Annotated in this window: 25 protein-coding genes and 1 rRNA gene; 14 read left to right on the forward strand and 12 right to left on the reverse strand. The window is 74.0% G+C overall.

Annotated features, from left to right (window positions below; translation table 11 throughout):
- Positions 1-100 precede the first annotated feature (100 nt).
- Positions 101-217 (forward strand): 5S ribosomal RNA (rrf, locus tag A6V29_RS15040).
- Between the two features lie 104 nt (positions 218-321).
- On the opposite strand, the gene A6V29_RS15045 is transcribed toward rrf, so the two are convergent.
- Positions 322-981: a DUF2461 domain-containing protein gene (locus tag A6V29_RS15045; RefSeq protein WP_137161058.1), complete on the reverse strand. Its 660-nt coding sequence runs from the start codon at positions 979-981 to the stop codon at positions 322-324.
- The gene (locus A6V29_RS15050) at positions 978-1,571 is read right to left on the reverse strand and encodes a GNAT family N-acetyltransferase (protein ID WP_137161059.1); all 594 of its coding nucleotides are present in this window, start codon (positions 1,569-1,571) and stop codon (positions 978-980) included. Before A6V29_RS15050 ends, A6V29_RS15045 begins: the two co-directional genes overlap by 4 nt.
- 62 nt (positions 1,572-1,633) lie before the next feature.
- Between A6V29_RS15050 and A6V29_RS15055 the strand changes: the two genes are divergently transcribed.
- Positions 1,634-2,848, forward strand: a complete 1,215-nt coding sequence (locus tag A6V29_RS15055) for a winged helix-turn-helix domain-containing protein (RefSeq protein ID WP_212719432.1) — start codon at positions 1,634-1,636, stop codon at positions 2,846-2,848.
- Here A6V29_RS15055 and A6V29_RS15060 read toward each other — a convergent pair.
- On the reverse strand, positions 2,835-3,242 hold the full coding sequence (locus A6V29_RS15060; RefSeq protein WP_137161060.1) for a YkvA family protein: 408 nt from the start codon (positions 3,240-3,242) through the stop codon (positions 2,835-2,837). The genes A6V29_RS15055 and A6V29_RS15060 overlap by 14 nt on opposite strands.
- Before the next feature lie 40 nt (positions 3,243-3,282).
- On the opposite strand from A6V29_RS15060, the gene thyX reads away from it, so the two are divergent.
- The 5 genes from thyX to A6V29_RS15085 all read left to right on the forward strand — a co-directional run bounded on the left by thyX (position 3,283) and on the right by A6V29_RS15085 (position 8,078).
- Entirely contained in the window at positions 3,283-4,035 is a 753-nt protein-coding gene (gene thyX / locus A6V29_RS15065; protein WP_170977883.1) for an FAD-dependent thymidylate synthase, read from the forward strand.
- A 76-nt stretch (positions 4,036-4,111) separates the two neighbouring features.
- The gene (locus tag A6V29_RS15070) at positions 4,112-4,918 is read left to right on the forward strand and encodes a thymidylate synthase (RefSeq protein WP_137161061.1); all 807 of its coding nucleotides are present in this window, start codon (positions 4,112-4,114) and stop codon (positions 4,916-4,918) included.
- A complete protein-coding gene (locus A6V29_RS15075; protein WP_249933257.1) occupies positions 4,915-5,460 on the forward strand; it encodes a dihydrofolate reductase in 546 nt (181 codons plus the stop codon). Before A6V29_RS15070 ends, A6V29_RS15075 begins: the two co-directional genes overlap by 4 nt.
- Positions 5,461-5,470: 10 nt before the next feature.
- Positions 5,471-6,367: a 4-hydroxy-tetrahydrodipicolinate synthase gene (gene dapA, locus A6V29_RS15080; protein ID WP_137161062.1), complete on the forward strand. Its 897-nt coding sequence runs from the start codon at positions 5,471-5,473 to the stop codon at positions 6,365-6,367.
- Between the two features lie 10 nt (positions 6,368-6,377).
- Positions 6,378-8,078: a ribonuclease J gene (locus A6V29_RS15085; RefSeq protein ID WP_137161063.1), complete on the forward strand. Its 1,701-nt coding sequence runs from the start codon at positions 6,378-6,380 to the stop codon at positions 8,076-8,078.
- A 6-nt stretch (positions 8,079-8,084) separates the two neighbouring features.
- On the opposite strand, the gene A6V29_RS15090 is transcribed toward A6V29_RS15085, so the two are convergent.
- The 7 genes from A6V29_RS15090 to A6V29_RS15115 all read right to left on the reverse strand — a co-directional run bounded on the left by A6V29_RS15090 (position 8,085) and on the right by A6V29_RS15115 (position 13,794).
- The gene (locus A6V29_RS15090) at positions 8,085-9,092 is read right to left on the reverse strand and encodes a hypothetical protein (protein WP_137161064.1); all 1,008 of its coding nucleotides are present in this window, start codon (positions 9,090-9,092) and stop codon (positions 8,085-8,087) included.
- Positions 9,082-9,627, reverse strand: coding sequence for a signal peptidase I (locus tag A6V29_RS21005; protein WP_170977884.1), 546 nt, complete (start codon positions 9,625-9,627; stop codon positions 9,082-9,084). Before A6V29_RS21005 ends, A6V29_RS15090 begins: the two co-directional genes overlap by 11 nt.
- Entirely contained in the window at positions 9,624-10,211 is a 588-nt protein-coding gene (locus tag A6V29_RS21010; RefSeq protein ID WP_170977885.1) for a M73 family metallopeptidase, read from the reverse strand. The genes A6V29_RS21005 and A6V29_RS21010 overlap by 4 nt, the downstream gene beginning before the upstream one ends.
- Positions 10,202-10,717, reverse strand: a complete 516-nt coding sequence (locus tag A6V29_RS15100; protein WP_137161066.1) for a hypothetical protein — start codon at positions 10,715-10,717, stop codon at positions 10,202-10,204. Before A6V29_RS15100 ends, A6V29_RS21010 begins: the two co-directional genes overlap by 10 nt.
- A 7-nt stretch (positions 10,718-10,724) precedes the next feature.
- Positions 10,725-11,330, reverse strand: coding sequence for a SipW-dependent-type signal peptide-containing protein (locus A6V29_RS15105; RefSeq protein WP_137161067.1), 606 nt, complete (start codon positions 11,328-11,330; stop codon positions 10,725-10,727).
- Between the two features lie 167 nt (positions 11,331-11,497).
- Positions 11,498-12,013, reverse strand: a complete 516-nt coding sequence (locus tag A6V29_RS15110; protein ID WP_137161068.1) for a GNAT family N-acetyltransferase — start codon at positions 12,011-12,013, stop codon at positions 11,498-11,500.
- Positions 12,013-13,794 (reverse strand): alpha/beta hydrolase family protein, encoded by a 1,782-nt coding sequence (locus A6V29_RS15115; protein WP_137161069.1) that lies wholly within the window; start codon positions 13,792-13,794, stop codon positions 12,013-12,015. The genes A6V29_RS15110 and A6V29_RS15115 overlap by 1 nt, the downstream gene beginning before the upstream one ends.
- 50 nt (positions 13,795-13,844) lie before the next feature.
- On the opposite strand from A6V29_RS15115, the gene A6V29_RS15120 reads away from it, so the two are divergent.
- The 6 genes from A6V29_RS15120 (at position 13,845) to A6V29_RS15145 (ending at position 20,089) form a co-directional block, all read left to right on the forward strand.
- Positions 13,845-16,337 (forward strand): FtsK/SpoIIIE family DNA translocase, encoded by a 2,493-nt coding sequence (locus A6V29_RS15120; protein WP_137161070.1) that lies wholly within the window; start codon positions 13,845-13,847, stop codon positions 16,335-16,337.
- Positions 16,338-16,389: 52 nt separating this feature from the next.
- Positions 16,390-17,826: a 30S ribosomal protein S12 methylthiotransferase RimO gene (gene rimO / locus A6V29_RS15125; RefSeq protein WP_137161071.1), complete on the forward strand. Its 1,437-nt coding sequence runs from the start codon at positions 16,390-16,392 to the stop codon at positions 17,824-17,826.
- A gap of 4 nt (positions 17,827-17,830) precedes the next feature.
- On the forward strand, positions 17,831-18,505 hold the full coding sequence (gene pgsA / locus A6V29_RS15130; protein ID WP_137161072.1) for a CDP-diacylglycerol--glycerol-3-phosphate 3-phosphatidyltransferase: 675 nt from the start codon (positions 17,831-17,833) through the stop codon (positions 18,503-18,505).
- On the forward strand, positions 18,505-18,966 hold the full coding sequence (locus A6V29_RS15135) for a CinA family protein (RefSeq protein ID WP_137161073.1): 462 nt from the start codon (positions 18,505-18,507) through the stop codon (positions 18,964-18,966). Before pgsA ends, A6V29_RS15135 begins: the two co-directional genes overlap by 1 nt.
- 174 nt (positions 18,967-19,140) lie before the next feature.
- On the forward strand, positions 19,141-19,533 hold the full coding sequence (locus A6V29_RS15140; RefSeq protein WP_137161074.1) for a helix-turn-helix domain-containing protein: 393 nt from the start codon (positions 19,141-19,143) through the stop codon (positions 19,531-19,533).
- A gap of 1 nt (position 19,534) precedes the next feature.
- Positions 19,535-20,089: a TetR family transcriptional regulator gene (locus tag A6V29_RS15145; protein WP_249933258.1), complete on the forward strand. Its 555-nt coding sequence runs from the start codon at positions 19,535-19,537 to the stop codon at positions 20,087-20,089.
- Here A6V29_RS15145 and A6V29_RS15150 read toward each other — a convergent pair.
- Positions 20,047-20,514 carry a GNAT family N-acetyltransferase gene (locus A6V29_RS15150; protein ID WP_137161076.1) on the reverse strand — a complete coding sequence of 156 codons (468 nt, stop codon included), beginning with the start codon at positions 20,512-20,514 and terminating at the stop codon, positions 20,047-20,049. The two genes, A6V29_RS15145 and A6V29_RS15150, sit on opposite strands and share 43 nt — an antisense overlap.
- On the reverse strand, positions 20,511-21,524 hold the full coding sequence (locus tag A6V29_RS15155) for a PfkB family carbohydrate kinase (RefSeq protein ID WP_137161077.1): 1,014 nt from the start codon (positions 21,522-21,524) through the stop codon (positions 20,511-20,513). Before A6V29_RS15155 ends, A6V29_RS15150 begins: the two co-directional genes overlap by 4 nt.
- A 122-nt stretch (positions 21,525-21,646) precedes the next feature.
- Between A6V29_RS15155 and A6V29_RS15160 the strand changes: the two genes are divergently transcribed.
- A complete protein-coding gene (locus tag A6V29_RS15160) occupies positions 21,647-22,489 on the forward strand; it encodes a PspA/IM30 family protein (RefSeq protein ID WP_137161078.1) in 843 nt (280 codons plus the stop codon).
- Positions 22,490-22,511 lie beyond the last annotated feature (22 nt).

Genomic DNA, 22,511 nt, shown 5'->3' on the forward strand with positions numbered 1-22,511 from the left:
TGCGAGCACCTCCTGCTCACGGGTCAGATACGAAGATTTCGCGTCCACTGTGCGGTTCTGAACGCACGAACCAGCACCTGGTTCCACATGTTCACAGAGTTACGGCGGCCATGGCGAGAGGGAAACGCCCGGCAACATTCCGAACCCGGAAGCTAAGCCTCTCAGCGCCGATGGTACTGCCCTGGAGACGGGGTGGGAGAGTAGGACGCCGCCGGACAACCATTCACGAAGGGCCCCAGCCACCAGGCTGGGGCCCTTCGCCATACCCCCGCCCGCTTCTCCGGGGAAAAGCCGTCTGCTTTTCCGGAGAAAAGCGGGGCGTCAGCGGCGGGGTTCCTTGGTCGTCGCGCCGACGTTGTCGGCGAGCCAGGCGGTAAGGCGGGCGAGGTCGCGCCACGCGTCCCGCACCCGGTCGAGGGCGGCTCGCGTGTGCAGCCACTCCTCGGGGACCCAGTGCCGGGTCGCGTGCAGCGACTTGTGCTTGAGCAGGTCCAGGCGCTCGTCGTCCGCGGAGTAGCCGGCGGGCACCCGCACGAGCCGCTCGCCATCGATCTCCCATCCCGCTGCGCGGAGGCGTGCGACCTCGGTCTCCAGCCGAGGACCCTGGACGTCGTCGGCGACCGCTCGGCGGTAGCGCGCCACCTGATCGCTCTCCAGCCGCCAACTGCCTCCGGAGACGAGCAGGCCGTCGGCGGAGATCTGCACGTAGAACGAACCGGTGCCACGGCCTTCGGGAGTGACCACGGCTCCCTGGTGCGTCTTGTACGGCGTCTTGTCGTGGGAGAAGCGGACGTCGCGGTAGGGGCGGAACACCTTCGCCGGGCCGAACTCGGGCGACAGCTCCTCGAGCAGCGCGAGCATCGGAGCGCGGACGAAGGACTCGTAGTCCGACCGGTGCTGCGTCCAGAAGGTCTTGCTGTTGTCGGCTTCCAGGCCTTCGTAGAAGACGAGCCCCTCGTCGGGGAAACCCTCGAAGGTCACTGCCGCTCGCCTTCCTCGTCGTGGAGCAGCGCGTGCCAGCGGAGCTCGCGCAGCGGTGCCCCGCCGGTGTCGAGGGTCCGGGCCCAGCCGTCGGGCTCCCACCCGGCCGACTCGAAGAACGACGCGGACACGCGGTCGGACTCGGGGAGCCAGGTCCGGAGCCCGACGACGCCGTGGGAACGGGCCATGTCGACGACCGCGGCGAGCAGCCGGCTGCCGTGGCCACGCCGGCCCCACCGGGGCTCGACGAGTAGCGTCGCGATCTCGGCCATCGGGGCACCGGGGTCGGATGCCTCCCCGTCGGCGAGCTCGGCCGGGCCGAAGGCGGTGAAGCCGACGAGCTCCTCCTTCTCCAGCGCGACCAGCACCAGGTGCCCCGGGGTCGGCGGGGAGGAGACGGCGGCCCGCCAGGCCTCGGCGGCGGCGGCCTCGTCCCAGGTGTCGAGGACCTCGGCGGGCAGCGTCGCGCGGTACGCCGTGCGCCAGGCGATGGCCTGCACCCGGGCGATGGCGGCCGCTTCGTCCGCGCGGGCCGGCCGGACCGACACGTCGGCGGAGCCGGTCAGGCGGGGGAACGGCGAGGGGTCCACGGGAGCGAGCCTAGGCAGGGTCTGCGCATCGCTCTGTCGGTGGCCGAGGGCAGGATCGGTGCGTGACCCACCAGGAGCGCCTGTCCGCCCCGTTGGCCCGGCGCATCGCGCTGGCGGCGCAGGGGTTCGCGACGCCTCGGCCGTCCACGCCGGTGGGCACGCGCCAACTGCGGTCGACGATGGAGCGGTTGGCCGTGGTCCAGATCGACTCGGTGAACGTGCTGTCGCGCGCGCACTACCTGCCGCTGTTCAGCCGGCTGGGCGCCTACCCGCGCGATCGGCTCGACGCGCTCACCGACGGGCGCGGCGTCGTCTTCGAGTACTGGGCGCACGAGGCGTCGTTCCTGCCGGTCCGGCTGCACCCCTACCTGCGCTGGCGCATGGCCGCGGCCGCCACCGAGGCGTGGGGCTCGATGAACCGGGTGGCCCGCGAGCGGCCCGACTACGTGGCCGCGCTGGTCGAGCGGATCCGCGACGGCGGCCCGCTGCGGGCTGCCGAACTCGGGGAGGTGCGCCCCGACCGCCCCGGCAGCATGTGGAACTGGCACGTCGGCAAGGCGGCGCTGGAGTACCTGTTCTTCACCGGGGTGCTCACCACCCGAGGGCGGACGGCGGGCTTCGAGCGCGTCTACGACCTCACCGAGCGGGTCCTCCCGGCGGCCGTCCTCGCCCAGCCGGTGCCCGAGCGTGCCGACGCCGTCCGCGAGCTGGTCCGCACCGCCGCTCGAGCCCTCGGCGTCGCCACCGAGACCGACCTGCGCGACTACTTCCGGCTCTCCCCGGCGGACGCGCGGACGGCGATCGCGGAGCTCACCGACGCCGGTGAGCTGCTGCCCGTCGTGGTGGACGGGTGGGGGAAGCCCGCCTGGCTGGACCCGGGTGCGCGCCGTCCTCGGTGGATCCGAGCCCGCGCCCTGCTCAGCCCCTTCGACTCGCTGGTCTGGGAGCGGCCCCGGGTGGAACGGATCTTCGGGTTCCGCTATCGGCTGGAGATCTACACGCCGGCGCACAAGCGCGTGCACGGCTACTACGTGCTGCCGTTCCTCCTGGGCGATCGGCTGGTCGCCCGTGTGGACCTGAAGGCCGACCGGAAGGCCTCGGTGCTGCGCGTGCAAGCGGCCTTCGCCGAGGACGGCGTCCCGCGCGCGGAGGTCGCCGCCGAGCTGGCGGCCGAGCTGCGGCTGATGGCCGACTGGCTGCAGCTCGACGACGTCGCGGTCGCCGATCGTGGTGACCTGGCACCGGACCTGCTTGTCGCCGGTGTCAGTCCGGGGTGACGCCCGCGAGGCGGCACACCACGGCCAGGCCCGCCGGCCGGCCCGGCCAGTGCCGGGTCAGGGCGTCGCGCCCGGCTCGCCGGATCACCGAGCGCAGCGCCCACGCCACGACCACGACGTCGTCGGCGTAGCCGAGCACCGGGATCACGTCGGGGACCAGGTCGATCGGCAGGAGCAGGTAGCCCAGCAGCAACCACAGGCGCAGCCGCACGCCCCGGGGGAGCGACCCGTCCGCGGCCAGCCGCCGGACCAGTCGCACCACGTCCGGGAGCAGCAGCAGCGCCTCGCGGGCGGTGAGGTCGTCGGCCCGCGCCCGCCACAGGGGGGCCAGGAGGACCAGCCACAGCGCGAGCAGTCCGCCGCCGACGGCGACCAGCACAGGCCACCGGTCCACGCCCCCAGTGTGCCGCCACCTCGGCCGTAGGCTCGGCGCCGTGCCCGAGATCGTGCCCCTGAGGGTTCAGGTCATCGCCCAGACCCAGTTCACGCCGCCGGCCGACGTGCCGTGGGAGACCGACGCAGAGGGCGGCCAGGCGCTCGCGGAGTTCGCCGGTCGGGCCTGCTACCAGTCGTGGAGCAAGCCGAACCCGGCCACCGCCACGAACGCCGCCTACCTGCGGCACCTGCTCGAGGTGGGCCACCTGTCGGTGCTCGAGCACGGCACCGTGACCATGTACCTGACCGGCGTCTCCCGGTCGCTCACCCACGAGCTGGTGCGCCACCGGCACTTCTCCTACAGCCAGCTCTCCCAGCGCTACGCCCCCGAGCGGGACGCCGGGATGGTGGAACCGGCGGTGATCGCCGAGGACCCCGAACTGCACGCCCTCTTCGAGGCGGCGACCGGCTCGGCGCTGGAGGCCTACGACCGGCTGCTGGCCGGCCTCGAGCAGCGCTTCGCCGACCAGCCGCAGGCCACGCTGCGCCGCAAGCAGGCACGACAGGCGGCCCGGTCGGTGCTGCCCAACGCCACCGAGACCCGGATCGTGGTCACCGGGAACTACCGCGCGTGGCGGCACTTCGTCGCCATGCGGGCCAGCGAGCACGCCGACGTCGAGATCCGCGAGCTGGCGGTCGCCTGCCTGCGCGAGCTCCAGCGGGTCGCCGGCAACGTGTTCGGCGACTTCCGGATCAGCGCGCTCGCCGACGGCAGCGAGGTGGCCGCGAGCCCGCTCGTCGGGGAGGGCTGAGTCCGCCAGTGGGCCGCCTGTGACGGGTGCGCCGGGCGGCTGCCGACCGTCGGTACCCCGCCGTAGTCTCGGGCTCGTGGCAGCACCGATCGACACCCAGTACGAGGACCTCCTGCGCCGGATCCTGGAGCAGGGGACGCCGAAGCAGGACCGCACCGGCACCGGCACGGTGAGCTTGTTCGGCGAGCGCCTGCGCTACGACCTCTCCGAGACCTTCCCGCTGGTGACCACCAAGAAGGTGCACTTCAAGTCGATCGCGGTCGAGCTGCTGTGGTTCCTGCGCGGTGACAGCAACGTCGGTTGGTTGCGGGACAACGGCGTCACCATCTGGGACGAGTGGGCCTCCCCGGAGGGGGAACTCGGCCCCGTCTACGGCGTCCAGTGGCGCTCCTGGCCCACGCCGGAGGGCGAGCACATCGACCAGATCGCCCAGGTGCTCGACACGCTGCGCTCCGACCCCGACTCGCGCCGGATGATCGTGTCGGCCTGGAACGTGGCCGCGCTGCCCGACATGGCCCTCGCGCCCTGCCACGCGTTCTTCCAGTTCTACGTCGCCGACGGCACGCTCTCCTGCCAGCTCTACCAGCGCAGCGCCGACATGTTCCTCGGCGTGCCGTTCAACATCGCCAGCTACGCGCTGCTCACCCGCATGGTCGCCGCGCAGGTCGGCCTGCAGCCCGGTGAGTTCATCTGGGTCGGCGGTGACTGCCACATCTACAGCAACCACGTCGAGCAGGTCACCGAGCAGCTCTCCCGCGAGGTGCTGCCGTTCCCCACCATGGAGCTCGCGCCGGCGCCGTCGCTGTTCGACTACACCTACGACGACTTCACGGTGCACGGCTACCGGCACCACCCGGCGATCCGGGCGGCCGTGGCGGTGTGACCGGGCCCGAGCAGGTCGCCGTCTCGATGATCTGGGCGCAGGCCCGGGGCGGGGTGATCGGTGCGGACGGCGCGCTGCCGTGGCGCCTGCCCGAGGACCTCGCCCTGTTCCGCCGGCTCACCACCGGGTCGACCGTCGTCATGGGCCGGCGCACCTGGGAGTCCCTGCCCGACCGGTTCCGCCCGCTGCCCGGGCGGCGCAACGTCGTCCTCACCTCGGACCGGACGTGGACCGCCGACGGCGCGGTGCCCGCGCACTCGGTGCGGCAGGTGCTCGACGAGCACCGGTCGTTCTGGGTCATCGGGGGCGGCGCCGTGTACACCGCGTTCCTGCCGCACGCTGGCCGGCTGGTCGTCACCGAGGTCGACGCCGACGTCGAGGGGGACACCTGGGCGCCCGTGCCGGACGCCGGCTGGACCCGCACGGCCCGGACGCCGGCGAGCGGGTGGTCGGTGTCGGAGTCCGCGGGGCTGCGGTACGCCGTCTCGGAGTACGAGCGGGTCGCCGTGGGCGGGACCGGCTCCGAAGACACGGCTCGGTAGATTCGTCCTCATGACCACCGACCCGGCCCGGCCGTTCGGCCGCGTGCTGACGGCGATGGTCACCCCCTTCGCCGAGGACGGCTCGATCGACCTGGCCGGGGCGCAGGAGCTCGCGGCGCACCTCGTCGACCGGCAGGCGCACGACGGCCTGGTCGTGCTGGGCACCACCGGTGAGGCGCCCACGATGAGCGACGGCGAGTCCCACGCCGTCCTCGAGGCGGTGCTGGACGCCGTCGGCGATCGCGCCACCGTCCTCGCCGGTGTCGGCACCAACGACACCGCGCACACCGTCGACCGGGCCCGCGCCGCGGAGCGCGCGGGCGCCCACGGGCTGCTCGTCGTCACCCCGTACTACAACAAGCCGCCCCAGGCCGGCCTGCTGCGCCACTTCACCACCGTGGCCGACAGCACCGACCTGCCGGTGATGCTCTACGACATCCCGCCCCGCTCGGTGGTGCCGATCGAGGTCGAGACCCTGGTCCGCCTCGCCGAGCACCCGCGGATCGTGGCGGTGAAGGACGCCAAGGGCGACCTCGGCGCCCTGGCCTGGACGAAGAAGCGCACCGACCTCGCCTACTACAGCGGCGAGGACATGCTGAACCTGCCGATCCTGGCCATGGGCGGGGTCGGGGTGGTCAGCGTGGTCGGCCACCTGGTCGGACCGCGGCTGGCCGAGCTCGTCGCCGCCGTCGAGGCCGGCGACCTGGCCCGGGCCCGCGCCGTCAACGACAGCCTGCTGCCGGTCTACACCGGCATCTTCCGCACCCAGGGCGCGATCCTGGTGAAGGCGGCGCTCAACGCGCTCGGCCTGCCGGCCGGCCCTCTGCGGCCGCCGCTGGTCGACGCCACCGACGAACAGCTCGCGCAACTGCGCATCGACCTCGCCGACGGAGGCGTTCACCTGTGAGTGGTTCCCGATGAGCGGCCAGGTCACCCAGCCGCACCTGGATCTCCAGGCCCCGCCGCCGCTGCCCGAGGGTGGCCTGCGGGTGATGGCGCTGGGCGGGCTCGGCGAGATCGGCCGCAACATGGCCGTGCTCGAGTTCGACGGCAAGCTGCTGATCATCGACTGCGGCGTGCTGTTCCCCGAGGCCGAGCAGCCGGGCGTCGACCTGATCCTGCCGGATTTCGGCGTGATCGAGCACCGCCTCGACGACGTCGTCGCCGTCGTCCTGACCCACGGGCACGAGGACCACATCGGGGCCGTGCCCTACCTGCTGCGCATGCGCGACGACATCCCGCTGGTCGGCTCGCGGTTCACCCTCGCCCTGGTCAAGGCCAAGCTGCGGGAGCACCGCATCGACCCGGAGCTGGTCGAGGTCGCCGCCGGCGACGACCACCTCGCCGGGCCGTTCCACTGCGAGTTCATCGCGGTCAACCACTCGATCCCCGACGCCCTGGCCGTGGCCGTGCACACCCCGGCGGGCCTGCTCGTGCACACCGGCGACTTCAAGATGGACCAGCTGCCGCTCGACGGCGTCCTCACCGACCTGGGTGCGTTCGCCCGGCTCGGTGTCGGCGGCATCGACCTGCTGCTGGCCGACTCCACCAACGCCGAGGTGCCCGGCTTCGTCACCCCCGAGCGCAGCATCGGGCCGGTGCTCGAGGACGTCTTCCGCCGGGCCACCCAGCGGCTGATCGTCTCCAGCTTCGCCAGCCACGTGCACCGCATCCAGCAGGTGCTCGACGCGGCCGCGATGCACGGGCGCAAGGTCGCGCTCGTGGGCCGCTCGATGGTGCGGAACATGGGGGTGGCCCGCGACCTCGGTCTGCTGCACATGCCGCCCGGCCTGATGGTCTCCCTCGACGACGCCGCCACGATGCCGCCGGAGCAGGTGGTGCTGGTCAGCACCGGCTCGCAGGGGGAGCCGCTGTCGGCGCTGGGCCGCATGGCCCGTGGCGACCACCACCAGGTCACCATCGAGCCCGGCGACACGGTCGTCCTCGCCTCGTCGCTGGTGCCGGGCAACGAGACCGCCGTCTACAAGGTCATCAACGGCCTGGCCCGGCTCGGCGCGACGGTCGTGCACAAGGAGACCGCGCGGGTGCACGTCTCCGGCCACGCCCCCGCCGGTGAGCTGCGCACCCTGCTCAACGTGGCCAAGCCGCGCTACCTGATGCCGGTGCACGGCGAGTGGCGGCACCTGCGGGCGCACGCCAAGCTCGCCGAGGAGACGGGCATGCCCGCCGACCGGGTCCTGCTCGCGGAGGACGGCGTCGTGGTCGACCTCGTCGACGGCAAGGCCTCGATCGTCGGCAGCGTCCCGGTCGGGGACGTCTACGTCGACGGGCTCAACGTGGGTGACGTCGGGGAGGAGTCGCTGCAGGCCCGGCGCATCCTCGGTGACGAGGGCTTCGTCGCGCTGACTGTGGTGGTCGAGCCGTCCACCCGCACGATCGTGCGGCCGGTGCACCTGTCGACCAAGGGCTTCTCCGACGACCCGTCGGCGTTCGACGAGGTGCTCCGCCTCGTGGAGGACAACCTGCGCAGGTCCCTGCAGGACGACGAGGTCGACCCGCACCGGCTGTCCCAGATCATCCGCCGGACCGTCGGCAAGTGGGTGTCGGACAAGCACCGCCGCCGGCCGATGATCATCCCGACGGTCCTCGAGGTCTGACCCGCGTCAGAAGTCGCGGTCGGCGGTGCCGGTCTCGGCGACGGCGGTGGTCGTCGACCGGTTCCCGGCCCGGTCGTAGACGGTCGCCGACGGCGTCCAGACGAGCGTGCCGGCCGTCGTGCTCGTGACCACGTTCCCCGCGACGTTCGGCGGCCCCAGCGTGACGAGGAGCTGCGTTCCTGGCGCGGCCGCCCAGCTCAACCGTGACCTGGTCGCGGCACCTGCCGCGCCGAAGGTCGTGGTGGCGCTGACGTAGTTGCCGCCGAGGGTCACCTGCCCAAGGGGGAGCTGCGCGGAGTTGGCCGCGTTCCAGATCGTCAGCACGTCACCCCCGGTCGCGATGCTGTTGGTGATCCGGACCGTGACGTCCATGGCGGCGCCGGTCCAGCCGGTCACGACGCTGTGCGGATCCACGACCTCGCCCCACGTGACCGTGACCCGGTCGCCGGCGTCCGGTCGGCGCACCACCCCGCCGTTGACGATCGCCACGGACGTGCCGGACGGGGCGGTGGTGTCGACGACGACGTCCACCGGCACGTCGGCGGAGGTGTGCGCCGGTGTGCTCAGGTCCGAGGCCCGCACCCATCCCTCGTAGGTGCCCGCCGGGGCGTAGGAGGGCACCGTCTGCCACGGCGTCTGGTGGGTGTAGCTCTGCCCGGCCACCGTGGCCGCCCCCGCGCCCAGCGCCATGGTCGGCAGTCCGGTGAGGCCGGCGGTGACCGCGCCGAGCCCGCTGGGCGGGTTGGACGACGGATCGTCGACGACCGCGGCGTGCACGCGGTACTGCCCGTTCGGCCGGATGTAGCCCGGGATGCCGCCCTCCTCCTTGAGCACGACGGTCCGGCTGATCACCGGGGGCAGCCAGTCCGCGGCGCTGCTGAACGAGGTGGCGCTACCGCTGGTGGCCGAGAACGCCGCCTCCGTGCCGGCGGGCGAGGCGAGCCCGAGGACCGGGAGGACGAGCCCCAGGACGGCCACCCCGGCGAGACGCGCCCACGGTCGGTCAGCGCGCACGGCCGGCTACCTCCGGCACGCGCGGCGGCTCGGGTCGGCGCCAGATGAGCTCGATCGCCCATCCGGCCAACCCGAGCGCGACCGCGCCGAGGACCAGCTGCCCGACGGTGGTCCCGAGCCCGGCGAGGACGTAGCCGGCGGCCGGGACGCGCAGGACGACCAGCCCCACCGTCCCCTCGGCGGGCACCGACCACTCCTCGCCCACCTCGTTCGCGTCACCGCGGGTGATGACGTCGGCCAGGTCGCCCCGCCAGACGATGCTCTGCACCCGGTGGGTGACGTATCTGTTGCGGGCCGGGTCCCGGTACGTGACGACGTCGCCGGCCGCCAGCTCCGTCGGGGACACCAGCCTCTTGACGACGAGGTCGCCGACCTCGAGGGCGGGGGCCATGCTGCCGGACAGCACGCTCATCGCCCGTACCCTTTCGTGCTGGCCCCCGGTGACCAGCCAGGCCAGGGCCGCCGTGGCCCCCAGCAGTGCCCAGACGAGCAGCGCCGTCGCCGCGCCCAGGCCGGACCGCGCCCGGCCGCTCAACTGCGCGCCTCCCAGGTGAAGGTCGCCGTGCTGCTCAGACCCTGCGCCGCGTTGGTGTCGATGATCTCGGCGGTGAAGCGGTAGGAGACCCGGCCGTTGGTGGCCCACGCGGCGGTGGGGTCGACGAGCCCGGTGGCGAACGTCGTCGGATACGTCGAGAGCGGGCCGGAGAAGAGCACCCCGGCGCCGAGGCCGCGGTGGTTGGCGGCATCGGCGGTGAAGCCGGTGCAGGTGCCGAACGTCGGCGTCGCGGTGGTCCCGCGGGTGATCGTGATGCGGACGTGCGGTGCCAGCGGGCCGGCGAACGCGCCGTACAGCCGCACGCCGGCGGTGAGCGAGCCGGTGTAGGTGACCTGCAGGCAATTGGTCACCGGTGCGCCGGGTCGGGCGTTCACCAGCGACAGCAGCGCGCTGCCGGCGTCGTTGTCCGTGAGGGAGACGGTGCCCGCGGAGAACGAGTTCGCGGCGTTCTCCGTCGTCCCCGACAGCGCAGCCTCCGTGCCGCCCTCCAGCACCGACGACGCACCGAACAGGACCACCACCGTCAGCGCCAGCTTGACGAGGACGCCGCCGTTCAGGCCCATGCGGGAGGAACGGGTGTCGAGGCGATCAGCAGGCGCACGTCCGTCCGCCGTCCCTGGTGCACGTCCGGCGCCCCGGGCGGCAGGCTGACCTCCACGTCGACGTCCGCGCGCGTGCCGGGGGCCATCCGCACGGGGGAGGAGGTCGTCTGCCGTAATGACGACCGTGGCCCGTGGAAGATCACCGCGTCGCCGAGCGCGATGCGCAGCCACAGGTGTTCCTCCCAACCGGTGGGTGGGCCGACGTCCTGGAGGGTGACGTCGACGGGGACGGATGTCTGCGAGACCAGGCCCTGCCGGCCTCGGGCGGCGCCACCGGGCTCGGGACGGACCTCGGCCCCGACCAGCAGGCCCGCCCCCTCGACGCCGATCTCGCCGCTGCGGACGAGCGAGGCATCGACGGTGAGGGGCAGGGGTGCCGGTCCGGCCGCCGGCGTGAGAGCCGGCCCCCCGAGGAGGACCAGACCCACACCGGCGACCAGGCCGGCGATGCGCAGCAGGTGACGCACCGCGGGCTCAGGCGCCGTCGGCGCGCCAGGTGTAGGTGTGCGCGCCCGAGAAGTTCTCACCCGGCAGGCGGGTGTCCGTGGAGAGCTCCAGGGTCACCCGGTAGACGGCGGTGTCGTCGGGCTGCCAGGGGTTGCCGACGCCCCGGGGGCTGAACACCGCCCCACCCCCCGCCGCGCCGTGGGCCGCGCGGAAGCCGGCGAGCGTGCCGTCGTAGAGCGTCGCCGCCGCGGTGAAGCCGGTGCAGTTCGGGAAGGACGGGGAGGTCTGCGTCCCCGCCTCGACGCGCAGGTCCACGTACGGGGCCAGGGTGTCGAGGGTGCTGTCCATGTACAGCTCGACGGTGCTGTCCCTCGTCCCGGTGTAGGAGATCTGGATGCACCGCTCGACGGGGGCGTCGCCCGCCTCCGCGTTGTCGACGTCGTACATGAAGGTGCCCGAGTCGTTGTCCGCGAGGGTGACCTCGCCGGCGTCGAACTCGTTGGCGTTGCTGTCGGTGGTGTCGCTCAGCGCAGCCGTCGTCCCCGCCACGCCCAGCACGCCCACCAGCGTGACGGCGGCGAGGGTGCCGAGGACCTTGACGGGGGTGACCCGTGTCGCGGGAGAAGCCTTCATCTGAGTCGGTGCCTTCCGTGGCTGGAGCGGTGGCGAAGGCCGCACCTCGCGGCCGGTGATCCGATCCGTGATCACCGCGCCGTCTATCGGCGCGCGCCCCACCCCGCTGCAGCCGAAGCTGGAGTGACTCCAGCCAAGAGGCGAACTCTCTCGTTCCGGAATCGCTGTCAGGTGGTTCCCAGGTCGAGCCGCATGGCGGTCCGGGGCCAGCGGTCCAGGCCGTGCGCGGCCTCGGTCGCCCGGATGTGCCGCAGGCCTGGGCTCAGCTGGGCCTCGGCCAGTGGACGGAAGCCGAGGCGGCGGTAGTAGGGGCCGTTCCAGGGGACGTGCACGTAGGTGGTGAGGGTGACCGCGGGCAGGTCCCGCTGCCTCGCCCACGCCACCAGGTGCTCGACGAGCAGTCGCCCGTGGCCGGAGCCCGCCGAGTCGGGGTGCACGCTCACCTGCTCCAGGTGCGCGCAGCCGTCCACCACGTCGGCCAGCAGGTAGGCCACCGGCCGGTCCCGGTGGTCGGTGCGCACCCACGCCCGGCCGTCCGAGGCGTACTCCCGCAGCACCTCGAGCGACGGCGGTTCGTCCTCGGCGACCAGGTGCATGCCCAGCCCCGCGAAGGCCCGGCCGGCGGCGCGCTCGATCTCGCGCAACGCCGGGAGGTCGTCCTCGCGAGCGGGCCGGAGCCCCATCAGAGGCCGACGACCTCGATCGGGCGGATGCCCTCGCCGTCGGGGAGGTCGAAGCCCCACACCTGGGCGTAGAAGGAGAGCTCACCGTCCAGCGCGGCCCGGATGTTCGCCGCCTTGCGGAAGCCGTGCTGCTCGCCGGCGAAGAGCAGGTAGGCGTGCGGCACCCCCTTCGCCCGCAGCGCGGCGACGATCGTCTCGGACTGGTCCGGCGGCACGATCGCGTCCTCGTCGCCCTGGAACACCGCGAGCGGGGTGTCCAGCGCCTCGACGTGGTGGATGGGGGAGCGCTCCTCGTAGACCGCCCGGCCCGCCGGCCACGGCGCCACCAGCCCGTCCAGGTAGCGGGACTCGAACTTGTGGGTCTCCTCCGCGAGCGCGCCGAGGTCGGCCACGCCGTAGTGGCTGGCGCCCGCGGTGAACACGCCGGGCCGCATGCTGAGCGCGGCCAGGGTGGTGTACCCGCCCGCCGATCCGCCGCGGATCGCCATGCGCGCCGGGTCCACCCGGCCGGCGTCGGCGAGGTACCGGGCGCAGGCGACGACGTCGTCGAGGTCCACCACGCCCCAGCGGCCCTGCAGCGCGTCCCGGTACCGGCGGCCGTATCCGGTGGAGCCGCGGTAGTCGACGTCGGCCACGCAGAACCCGCGCGACGTCCAGTACTGGACGGCGAGGTTCAGCACCGGCGAGGCCGCCGACGTCGGACCGCCGTGGACGAGGACGAGGAGCGGTGGCAGCTCGCCCTCGGGCGCCGCCGCCTCGGGGTTGGTCGGCGGGTAGACCAGCGCGTGGGCGGTCGCGATGCCGGTGCCCGCGTCCGGGGTCGGGAAGGCCACGTGCTCCGGCCGGGAGAACCACGCCGGGTCCAGCCCGAGCTCGCGCGCCGGGCGGAGGACCTCCAGCGCGCCGTCGTCCGGCCTCACCTGCGCGACCACCGGCTCGCTGTCCGGGCCGCCGGCGACGCAGACCACGGCGTCCCCGATCGCGGTCAGCTGGCGCAGCGCCGCGTAGGGCAGGTCGAGCTCGCGCGGCTCCCCGCCGGGGGCGAGCACGGCCAGCCGGTCACCGCCGTCCCGCCCGTAGGCCAGCACCACCCGGCCGTCGTCGAGAAGCGCGAAGCGGCTGGCGCCGAACACCCACTGCGGGCCGGCGATGTCGGCTCCCACGTCCAGGACGAGCTCGGCCTCCGACCCGGGTGACCAGCGGTAGAGCGACCAGAAGTCGGTGCGGTCGCACAGGAACCACAGCACGCCGTCGGCGCCCCACACCGGCTGGACGACGGACTCGCCCGGCCCGCCCGCGACGACGGTCTCCGAGCCGTCGGCGCCGCGGACGACCAGCTGGGCCGCGTCCCACGGCATGTCGGGGTGGTTCCACTGCAGCCACGCCACCGTGACGCCGTCCGGCGCGAGGCGCGGGTCGGACACGAAGTCGGGCCCGCTGACCAGCACCTCGGCGTCGCCGTCCGGTCCGACGCGCACCACCTCGTTGACGACGTCGGCGGCGCCGCCCTCGGCCGGGTGCGTCTCGCGCACGGCGAGGACGCCTCCCGGGACGACGCGCAGGTCCGCGTACCGCACCCCGGAGGGGTGCGCCGGCTCCGGGGTCACGGCCACCGGTGTCCCGGACCCCGGGTCGAGCCGGTAGAGCCGCTGGTCGGAGAACTCGGTGAACCACAGCGTGCCGTCGGCGACGGTCCAGGCCCCGCCGCCGTACTCGTGCACCCGCGTGCGGGCGTTCCAGGGAACTGTGACGTTATGAGACGGACGGCTCAGGGGGGACACGACGGGCTGCCTGCCCGTCCGGAGCCTCCGAGCCGATTACGGTTCGACACATGCCTGCCCGCACCACGTCGTCGCGCCGGCCGGCGTCCAACCGGGGCCGCTCGGGATCGACCGCGGCCGGCAAGAAGCGGCCCGCCGCCAAGCGCACCGCCAACCGCCGCCCGGCCCCGCGCAAGAAGGACGCCGGCTTCAGCCTGTGGCGCGTCGCCAGCGGCACGTGGGGGCTGCTCGCCCGAGGTGCCGGCGGGCTGGCACGTTCGGTGGCCCGGCCGGAGGAGGCTGAGCCCCTCGCGCCGGAGCACCGGCGCGACGGGGTGGGCCTGGCGGTGCTCGGGCTGGCCGTGGTGCTCGGGGCCGCAGCCTGGACCAACGGCATCGGACCGGTGGGCGTCGCGCTGAGCGACGGCGTCCGCTGGGTCATCGGCTCGCTGGTGATGGTGCTGCCGGTCGTGCTCTTCTTCGCCGCGCTGCGGCTGCTGCGCCGGGGCCCGCGCCCCGAGGCGCGCGGACGGCTGGTCATCGGCTGGCTGTGCACGTTGGCGTCGGTGCTGGGCATCGCCCAGGTGGTGGGCACGCCCGCCGATCCGGAGGGCGGGATCCCCGGCTCGGGCGGCGTGCTGGGCTGGGCCGTCGGCACCCCGCTGGTGACGGGTCTGGGCAGCGTCGTGACCGTGGTGCTGCTCGGCCTGCTGGCGTTCTTCGGGCTGCTGGTCATCACCGCCACGCCGGTCCACCAGATCCCCGAGCGGCTCCGGGACCTGGCCGATCGGCTGCTCGGCCGCGTCGAGGACGACTACGACGAGGACGAGTACGACGACGAGGAGGAGCCGGAGGCGCCGAAGGGACGGCGGTTCGGCCGCAAGACCCTGTCCGAGGACCTGCTGGCCACCGGCCCGGTCGACCTGGGGGCGCTGGAGGCCGGCGTCGACTCCACGCTCACCACCGAGCCCGAGCACGTGGAGCTGCGCCCCGCCGCCCGGCCGCCGGTGGTCGACCGCACGCTGCCCGCGGACGACCTGCCCCCGATCACCGAGCCGGAGCAGCTGTCCATCCAGCCGGTCGAGGGCGACTACGTGCTGCCCGCCCTGTCGATGCTGCGCCCGGGGGACCCGCCGCGGGCCCGTTCCAAGGCCAACGACGTCGCCATCGAGGCCATCAGCGGCGTGCTGGAGCAGTTCAACATCGATGCCGCGGTCACCGGGTTCACCCGCGGCCCGACGGTCACCCGGTACGAGGTCGAGCTCGGCCAGGGCGTCAAGGTCGAGAAGATCACCCAGCTGACCAAGAACATGGCCTACGCGGTGGCCAACGACAACATCCGCATCCTCGCGCCGATCCCGGGCAAGTCCGCCGTCGGCATCGAGGTGCCCAACACCGACCGCGAGAAGGTGTCCCTCGGCGACGTCCTGCGCTCCGGCGCCGCCAAGCAGGACCCGCACCCGATGCTGGTCGGCCTCGGCAAGGACATCGAGGGCGGCTTCGTCTGCGCCAACCTCGCGAAGATGCCGCACCTGCTCGTCGCCGGTGCCACCGGGGCCGGAAAGTCCAGCTGCGTCAACTCGATCCTGACCTCGCTGCTGCTGCGCGCGACGCCGGACCAGCTGCGGATGATCCTGGTCGACCCGAAGATGGTGGAGCTGACGCCCTACGACGGCATCCCGCACCTGATCACGCCGATCATCACCGACCCCAAGAAGGCGGCCACCGCGCTGGCCTGGCTGGTCGAGGAGATGGAGCAGCGCTACCAGGACATGAAGTCGACCGGCGTCCGGCACATCGACGACTTCAACCGCAAGGTCGAGAAGGGCGAGATCCAGACGCCTCCGGGCAGCGAGCGGGTCTACCGCCCCTACCCGTACATCCTCACGATCGTCGACGAGCTCGCCGACCTGATGATGGTGGCGCCGCGCGACGTCGAGGACCACATCGTCCGCATCACCCAGAAGGCCCGCGCCGCCGGCATCCACCTGATCCTCGCCACGCAGCGCCCGTCGGTCGACGTCGTCACCGGCCTGATCAAGGCCAACGTGCCCTCCCGCCTGGCGTTCTCGACCTCGTCGCTGACCGACAGCCGGGTCATCCTCGACCAGCCGGGCGCGGAGAAGCTGATCGGCATGGGTGACGCGCTGTTCATGCCCATCGGCGCCGGCAAGCCGATGCGCGTCCAGGGCGCGTTCGTCACCGACGCCGAGATCGAGGCTGTCGTCGAGTTCACCAAGCGGCAGGCCGAGCCCGAGTACCGGGAAGAGGTCTTCACCGCCGGTGGCGCCGGTGAGAAGAAGGAGATCGACGAGGACATCGGCGCGGACCTCGAGCTCCTGGTCCAGGCCGTCGAGCTCATCGTCACCAGCCAGTTCGGCTCGACGTCGATGCTGCAGCGCAAGCTCCGGGTCGGGTTCGCCAAGGCCGGCCGGCTCATGGACCTGATGGAGAGCCGCGGGATCGTCGGCCCGTCCGAGGGCTCCAAGGCCCGCGACGTGCTGGTCAAGCCCGACGAGCTGGAGTCGGTGTTGTTCACCCTGCGCGGCGGTGGTGAGGGATGAGCGTCACCCCACGTTCGGCCGGCATCGGCCGACCGGCCCTTACGATGGCCGGGTGACAGCTGCACCGCGCCCCGCCCGAACGGTGGCGGTGGTGACTCTCGGGTGCGCCCGCAACGAGGTCGACTCCGAGGAGCTGGCCGGCCGGCTGGCGGCGGGCGGCTACGAGCTGGTGGACGACGCCGACGGCGCCGACGCGGTGCTGGTCAACACCTGCGGCTTCATCGAGTCGGCCAAGAAGGACTCCGTCGACGCCATCCTCGCCGCCACCGACACCGGTGCGCCCGTCGTCGCCGTCGGGTGCATGGCCGAGCGGTACGGCTCCGAACTGGCCGGCGCGCTGCCCGAGGCGACTGTCCTGGGCTTCGACGACTACGCCGAGATCGGCGACCGGCTCGACGACGTCATCGCCGGGCGCCCGCTCGTGCCGCACACCCCGCGCGACCGGCGCACGCTGCTGCCGATCAGCCCCGTGCAGCGCAGCGCCGCCCGAGCCGCTGCGGACGCCCCCGTGATCCCCGGGCACGACTGGCTGCGCCGCAAGCGCCTCGCCACAGGTCCGACCGCCGCGCTGAAGCTGGCGTCCGGGTGCGACCGGCGCTGCGCGTTCTGCGCCATCCCGACCTTCCGCGGAGCGTTCGTCTCCCGCCCGCCGGCCGAGGTGCTCGGCGAGGCGCAGTGGCTGGCCGAGCAGGGCGTGACCGAGCTGGTGCTGGTCAGCGAGAACTCCACCTCCTACGGCAAGGACCTCGGCGACCTCCGATCGCTGGAGAAGCTGCTGCCCGAGCTGGCCGCCGTCGAGGGCATCGCCCGCGTGCGGGTGGCCTACCTGCAGCCGGCCGAGATGCGGCCGGGGCTGCTGGAGCTGATCGCGGCCACCCCGGGCGTCGCGCCGTACTTCGACCTGTCGTTCCAGCACTCCTCGCCGTCGCTGCTGCGCCGCATGCGCCGGTTCGGCGGCACCGACGACTTCCTGGCGCTGATCGAGCGCGCCCGCGCGCTCGCGCCGGACGCCGGCTTCCGCACCAACGTGATCCTCGGCTTCCCCGGGGAGACCGAGGACGACGTCGCCGAGCTCGAGCGCTTCCTGACCGAGGGCCGGCTGGATGCCGTGGGCGTGTTCGGCTACTCCGACGAGGAGGGGACCGAGGCGGTCGGCCTGCCCGGAAAGCTCGAGCAGGCCGAGATCGACGCCCGCGTCCGCCGGATCACCGACCTGGTCGAGGAGCTGACCGCCCAGCGCGCCGAGGAGCGGATCGGCGCGCGGGTCGAGGTGCTGCTCACCGAGGACCTCGCCGCGAGCGAGGGCGCCGGCACGTGGCTGGGACACGCCGCCCACCAGGACCCGGACGCCGACGGGACCACCACGGTCTCGGAGGTGCCTGCGGGCGCCGTCGCCGGCGAGCTGGTCGCGGCCCGGGTGGTCGGCACCGAGGGCGTGGACCTGGTCGCCCGCGCGCTCGTGCCGGCCGTGCCGGAAGCCGGGAGGTGAGCGCATGAGCGCGGTGCCCACCGACCCCGCCGCCACACCGCCGTCGTCGGTGCGGATCGTCAACCTGCCCAACGCGCTCACGGTGCTCCGGCTGGCGGTGGTTCCGCTGTTCGCGGTCCTGCTGCTGCAGGACGACGGGCTGGACGACGCCGGCCGGTACTGGGCGACGCTGGTCTTCGGGCTGGCGATCATCACCGACCGCTACGACGGCATGATCGCCCGCCGCACCGGCCAGGTCACCGAGTTCGGCAAGCTCGCCGACCCCATCGCGGACAAGGCGCTCACCGGGACGGCGCTCGTGGGGCTCTCCCTGCTCGAGCTGCTGCCCTGGTGGGTCACCGCGGTGATCCTGGTCCGCGAGGTGGGGGTCACCCTGCTGCGGTTCTGGGTCATCCGGCACGGGGTCATCGCCTCCAGCCGCGGCGGCAAGCTGAAGACGGTCCTGCAGGCGCTGGCGATCGGGCTGTACATCCTGCCGCTCACCGGGGCGCTGGCGACCGGTCGGTGGTGGGTGATGGCCGCCGCGCTGGTGCTCACGGTGGTCACCGGCCTGGACTACGTGTACCGGGCACTGATGCTGCGCCGGACGAGCGCCCGCGCGATGCGGGCGGCCGAGGCCCGCCGCAGCGCCGCCGGCCCGGCCGGTACGGCGGGGACCCGGACCGACACCGCGGCCTGATGTCGGCGGCCGACCTGCACCGCGCGCTGCTCGACCGCGGGGAGACCGTCGCGGCGGCGGAGTCGCTCACCGCGGGCCTGTTCTGCGCCGGGCTGGCCGAGGTGCCCGGGGCGAGCGCGACGCTGCGCGGGGGAGTGGTCGTCTACGCCACCGACCTCAAGGCGGCTCTCGCCGGGGTCCCCGCCGGGACGCTGGTGGCACACGGCCCGGTGAGTCGCGAGACCGCGGCGGCGCTCGCCGAGGGGGTCCGGGAGCGCTGCGCCGCGACCTGGGGCGTCGGCCTGACCGGCGTGGCCGGGCCGGACCGGGTCGACGGGCACCGGCCGGGCCGGGTCTACGTCGGCGTCTCCGACGGCCGGCGCACCGACGTGCACGAGCTCGACCTGCCCGGCGACCGGGACCGGGTGCGCCGCGCAGCGGTCACCGCGGCGACCGACGCGCTGCTGGCCCGGCTCCGCTGATCCCCTGCGCGAGCTGCGGCGGGCCGGCCGGGAAGCGCGACGGCCGCCGTCGCGTTACGCCCTGAGAGGACGCGTGCCGGGTGATCCGGCTCGCACGCGCGACGGCGCGTACCGTGATCGCACGACGTCCGCGAGGACGTCGAGCTTCCCCGCTCGCAGGACAGGAGAGCCGCCATGTTGCTGCTGCGCACCCAGCTCGGGAGCACCCTCCGGGGTCACCGGCTGCGTCAGCACCGGACGCTGCGCGACGTCTCCGGCGCGGCGCGGGTCAGCCTCGGCTACCTCTCCGAGGTCGAGCGCGGTCAGAAGGAGGCGTCCTCCGAGCTGCTGGCGTCGATCTGCGACGCCCTCGACGTCGAGCTGGCCGACCTGCTGGCCGAGGTCAGCCTCGGGATGCGCAGCGCCACCTCCGGTGACGTGCGCCCCCTCGCCCAGCCGGACGCGGCGCCCGCCGCCGAGGAGGAGCAGGTCACCGAGGACGCCGCCGCCGAGCCCGCGCTGGCGCTGGTCGGTGCGCCCGCCCGCCCGGCCGCGCGCCGGGGCGAGGCGGTCTCGCTCGCGGCCTGAGGTGCCTGGCTACCGGCGTCGCGACGTCCACCCGACGCGGCGGGGCCTGCTCGACGGTGCCGCGCGCGCGTTCGCCGAGCACGGGCTGCGGCGCAGCACCATGCAGTCGATCGCCGCGGCGGCCGGCGTCGCGAAGGCGACGCTGTACAACCATTTCCGGACCAAGGACGAGGTCGCCCGCGAGCTGCTCGCCCGGGAGCTGGACCGGCTCGAGGAGCTGGTGACGGCGCTACCCGTCGCGGACGGCCTCGCCCTGCTCGCCGACGAGCTGGGGGCCCACCCCGTGCTGCGCCGGCTGGCCGAGAGCGAGCCCGACGTGCTCACCGCGATGCTCGCGGTGCCGGACCCGGAGTGGGAGCAGCTCACCGGCCGGCTGGCCGCAGCCCTCGGGCTCGACGACGACGGCGGCGACCTGGCGGGCCGCTGGCTGGCCGGCGTGGTGCTGCATCCGGGACGGTCGAGCGCGCGGCACCGGCAGGCGGCCCGGCTGGCGGTCGCGCTGACCGCGCCGGGTCAGCCGGCCGGGAGCGACCGGGTGAGCACGATCCGGTCCTGACCGGGCCCGGCGTGGTCGACCGACAGGTGCGGACTAGCGCCGAGCGCGGCAGCGAACGCCGACGCCGCCGCGTCGTCCGGCCGCACCACCGCCTGCACGGCCCGGGCGCCCACGCTGCGGGCGAGCTCGTCGAACCAGTCGCTCAGCCGGCGCCCGATCCCGGTCCGGCGCCGGTCCTCGCGCACCGCGAGCAGGTGCAGGTAGGCCAGCCGGTCCACCGTCACCGCGCCCAGCAGGTAGCCGACGTCCTCCCCGTCGGCGCTCATCGCCAGAGCCCCGAACCCGCCGAACTGGTGGAACCAGACGGGGTCGTGCAGCTCGCGCGCGTCGGTGGGGTGGAACCTGTCGTGCGCCGCGAACAGCCGTCCGCGGGCCACCGTCGCCGAGAGCTCGGTGAACGGGACCAGCCGGATCCCGTCGTTCACCGGGCGACCCGGGCGGCGTCGACCTCGGCCCGCGTGGGCGGGTCCGCACCGACCCGCGTGCACGCGAGGGCGGCGACGAGCGCGGCCTCGTCCACGATCTCGAGCAGCCGCTCGTCGGGGAGCCGCTCCAGCGACGCGCGGTCGGTGACCCCGGCGGCCAGCAACCCGCTGAGCAGCCCGGCCGCCAGGGAGTCGCCGGCACCCACCGTGTCGGCCACCTCCACGCGGGGCGGCTCCCGGTGCAGCAGCGGCCGGCCGGGGCGGGCGATCCGCAGCGGTGCGCCGCCGTCGGTGAGCAGGACCAGGGCGGGGCCGCGGTCGGCCCACCGCTGCGCCGTCCCGTCGAGGTCCCCGGCGCCGGGCTCGAGCCACTCCAGGTCCTCGGCGCTGACCTTGACGACGTCGGCCCGCGCGACCAGACGGTCGAGCCGGGCGGTGACGCCGGCCCGGTCGTTGCCCAGCGAGGCGCCGACCGGACCGTCGGCGAGCGGGGGTCGGATGTTCGGGTCGACGCTGATCAGCGCCCGGCCGGCCAGCCGCTCGACCAGCGCCGCGATCGCCGCGGCACCCGGATCGGTCCAGCCGGAGATCGAGCCGACGTGCAGCACCGCGGTCGAGTCCGGCAGGACGCTGTCGAGCTCGGCGTCGGTCCACTGCCAGTCGGCGGCCCCGTTGACGTGGAAGCCGTAGTCGGGCGCGCCGTCGGGCCGCAGGCCGATGACGGCGAGGCTGACCGGCTCGGCCGCCTGGACGAACCCGCTGACGTCCACCCCCGACAGCTCGGCGTGCCGGCGCAGCGCGGCGCCCAGCGGGCCGGTCCCGAGCCGCGCCAGGAGGGCCACCGGGGCACCCAGCCGCCCGGCGGCGACGGCGACGTTGAGCGCGTTCCCACCCGGCCGGGCCACGTACCGCGGCGCGGTGCCCTCCGGACCGGCGCCGGCCTCCGGCACGGGGAGCAGGTCGACCACGAGCTCACCCAGCACGCACAACGTCGGCTTCCCGGAAGGCACGCCGAACCCTAACCGCGCGGATCGCCGGGCCACCGGGTTGGTCACCGGGGGTGATCACCTGGGACCATGGTGGACGACGCACGCCTGGCCGACCCGGCTGCGGCGCCGGAGCAGGAGGACCGATGCCCAACCCGTTCGTGAAGCTGTGGAAGTACCTCACCGCGTCGGCCAACGCGAAGATCGACGAGAAGGCGGATCCGAAGATCCAGATCGCCCAGGCGATCGAGGCCGAGCAGCAGCGCCACCAGGCGCTGGCCAACCAGGCGGCCGCCGTCCTGGGCAACCAGCGCCAGCTGGAGATGCGGCTCAACCGTCAGCTCGGCGAGGTCGAGAAGCTGCAGGGCTCGGCCCGCCAGGCGCTGACCCTCGCCGACAAGTCCCGCGCCGGCGGGGACGCGGCCAAGGCGGCCGAGTACGAGCAGGCCGCGCAGGCGTTCGCGACCCAGCTGGTCGCGGCGGAGCAGGCGATGGAAGACCTCAAGCGCAGCCACGACGAGGCGCTGCAGGCGGCCGAGCAGGCGCGCGGCGCGGTCGAGCAGAGCCGGATGCGCCTGCAGACGACCTTGGCCGAGCGGACGAAGCTGATGAGCCAGCTCGAGCAGGCCAAGATGCAGGAGCACGTGGCGAGCTCGCTCAAGCAGGTCAACGAGCTGTCGGCGCCGGGCAACACCCCCTCGCTGTCCGAGGTCCGCGACAAGATCGAGGCCCGGTACGCCAACGCCCTGGGGCAGGCCGAGCTGGCGCAGACCTCGGTCGAGGGCCGGATGCTCGAGGTGGAGAAGGCATCACTCGACGTCGCGGGCGCTTCGCGGCTGGACCAGATCCGGGCCGCCATGGCCGGCGGCCCGGCCGCCGTCGAGACCGGGCAGCCGGCGCCGGCGATCGAGCAGGGCGCGCCGGCGGTGGACCAGCAGACCGCCGAGCAGCGGCAGGCGCAGCCGGCCGACCGGCCCGACCCGGCCTGATCCGGCCCGACCCGGCCTGATC

The sequence above is a fragment of the Blastococcus sp. CCUG 61487 genome, assembly GCF_005222955.1.
Lineage (GTDB): Bacteria > Actinomycetota > Actinomycetes > Mycobacteriales > Geodermatophilaceae > Blastococcus.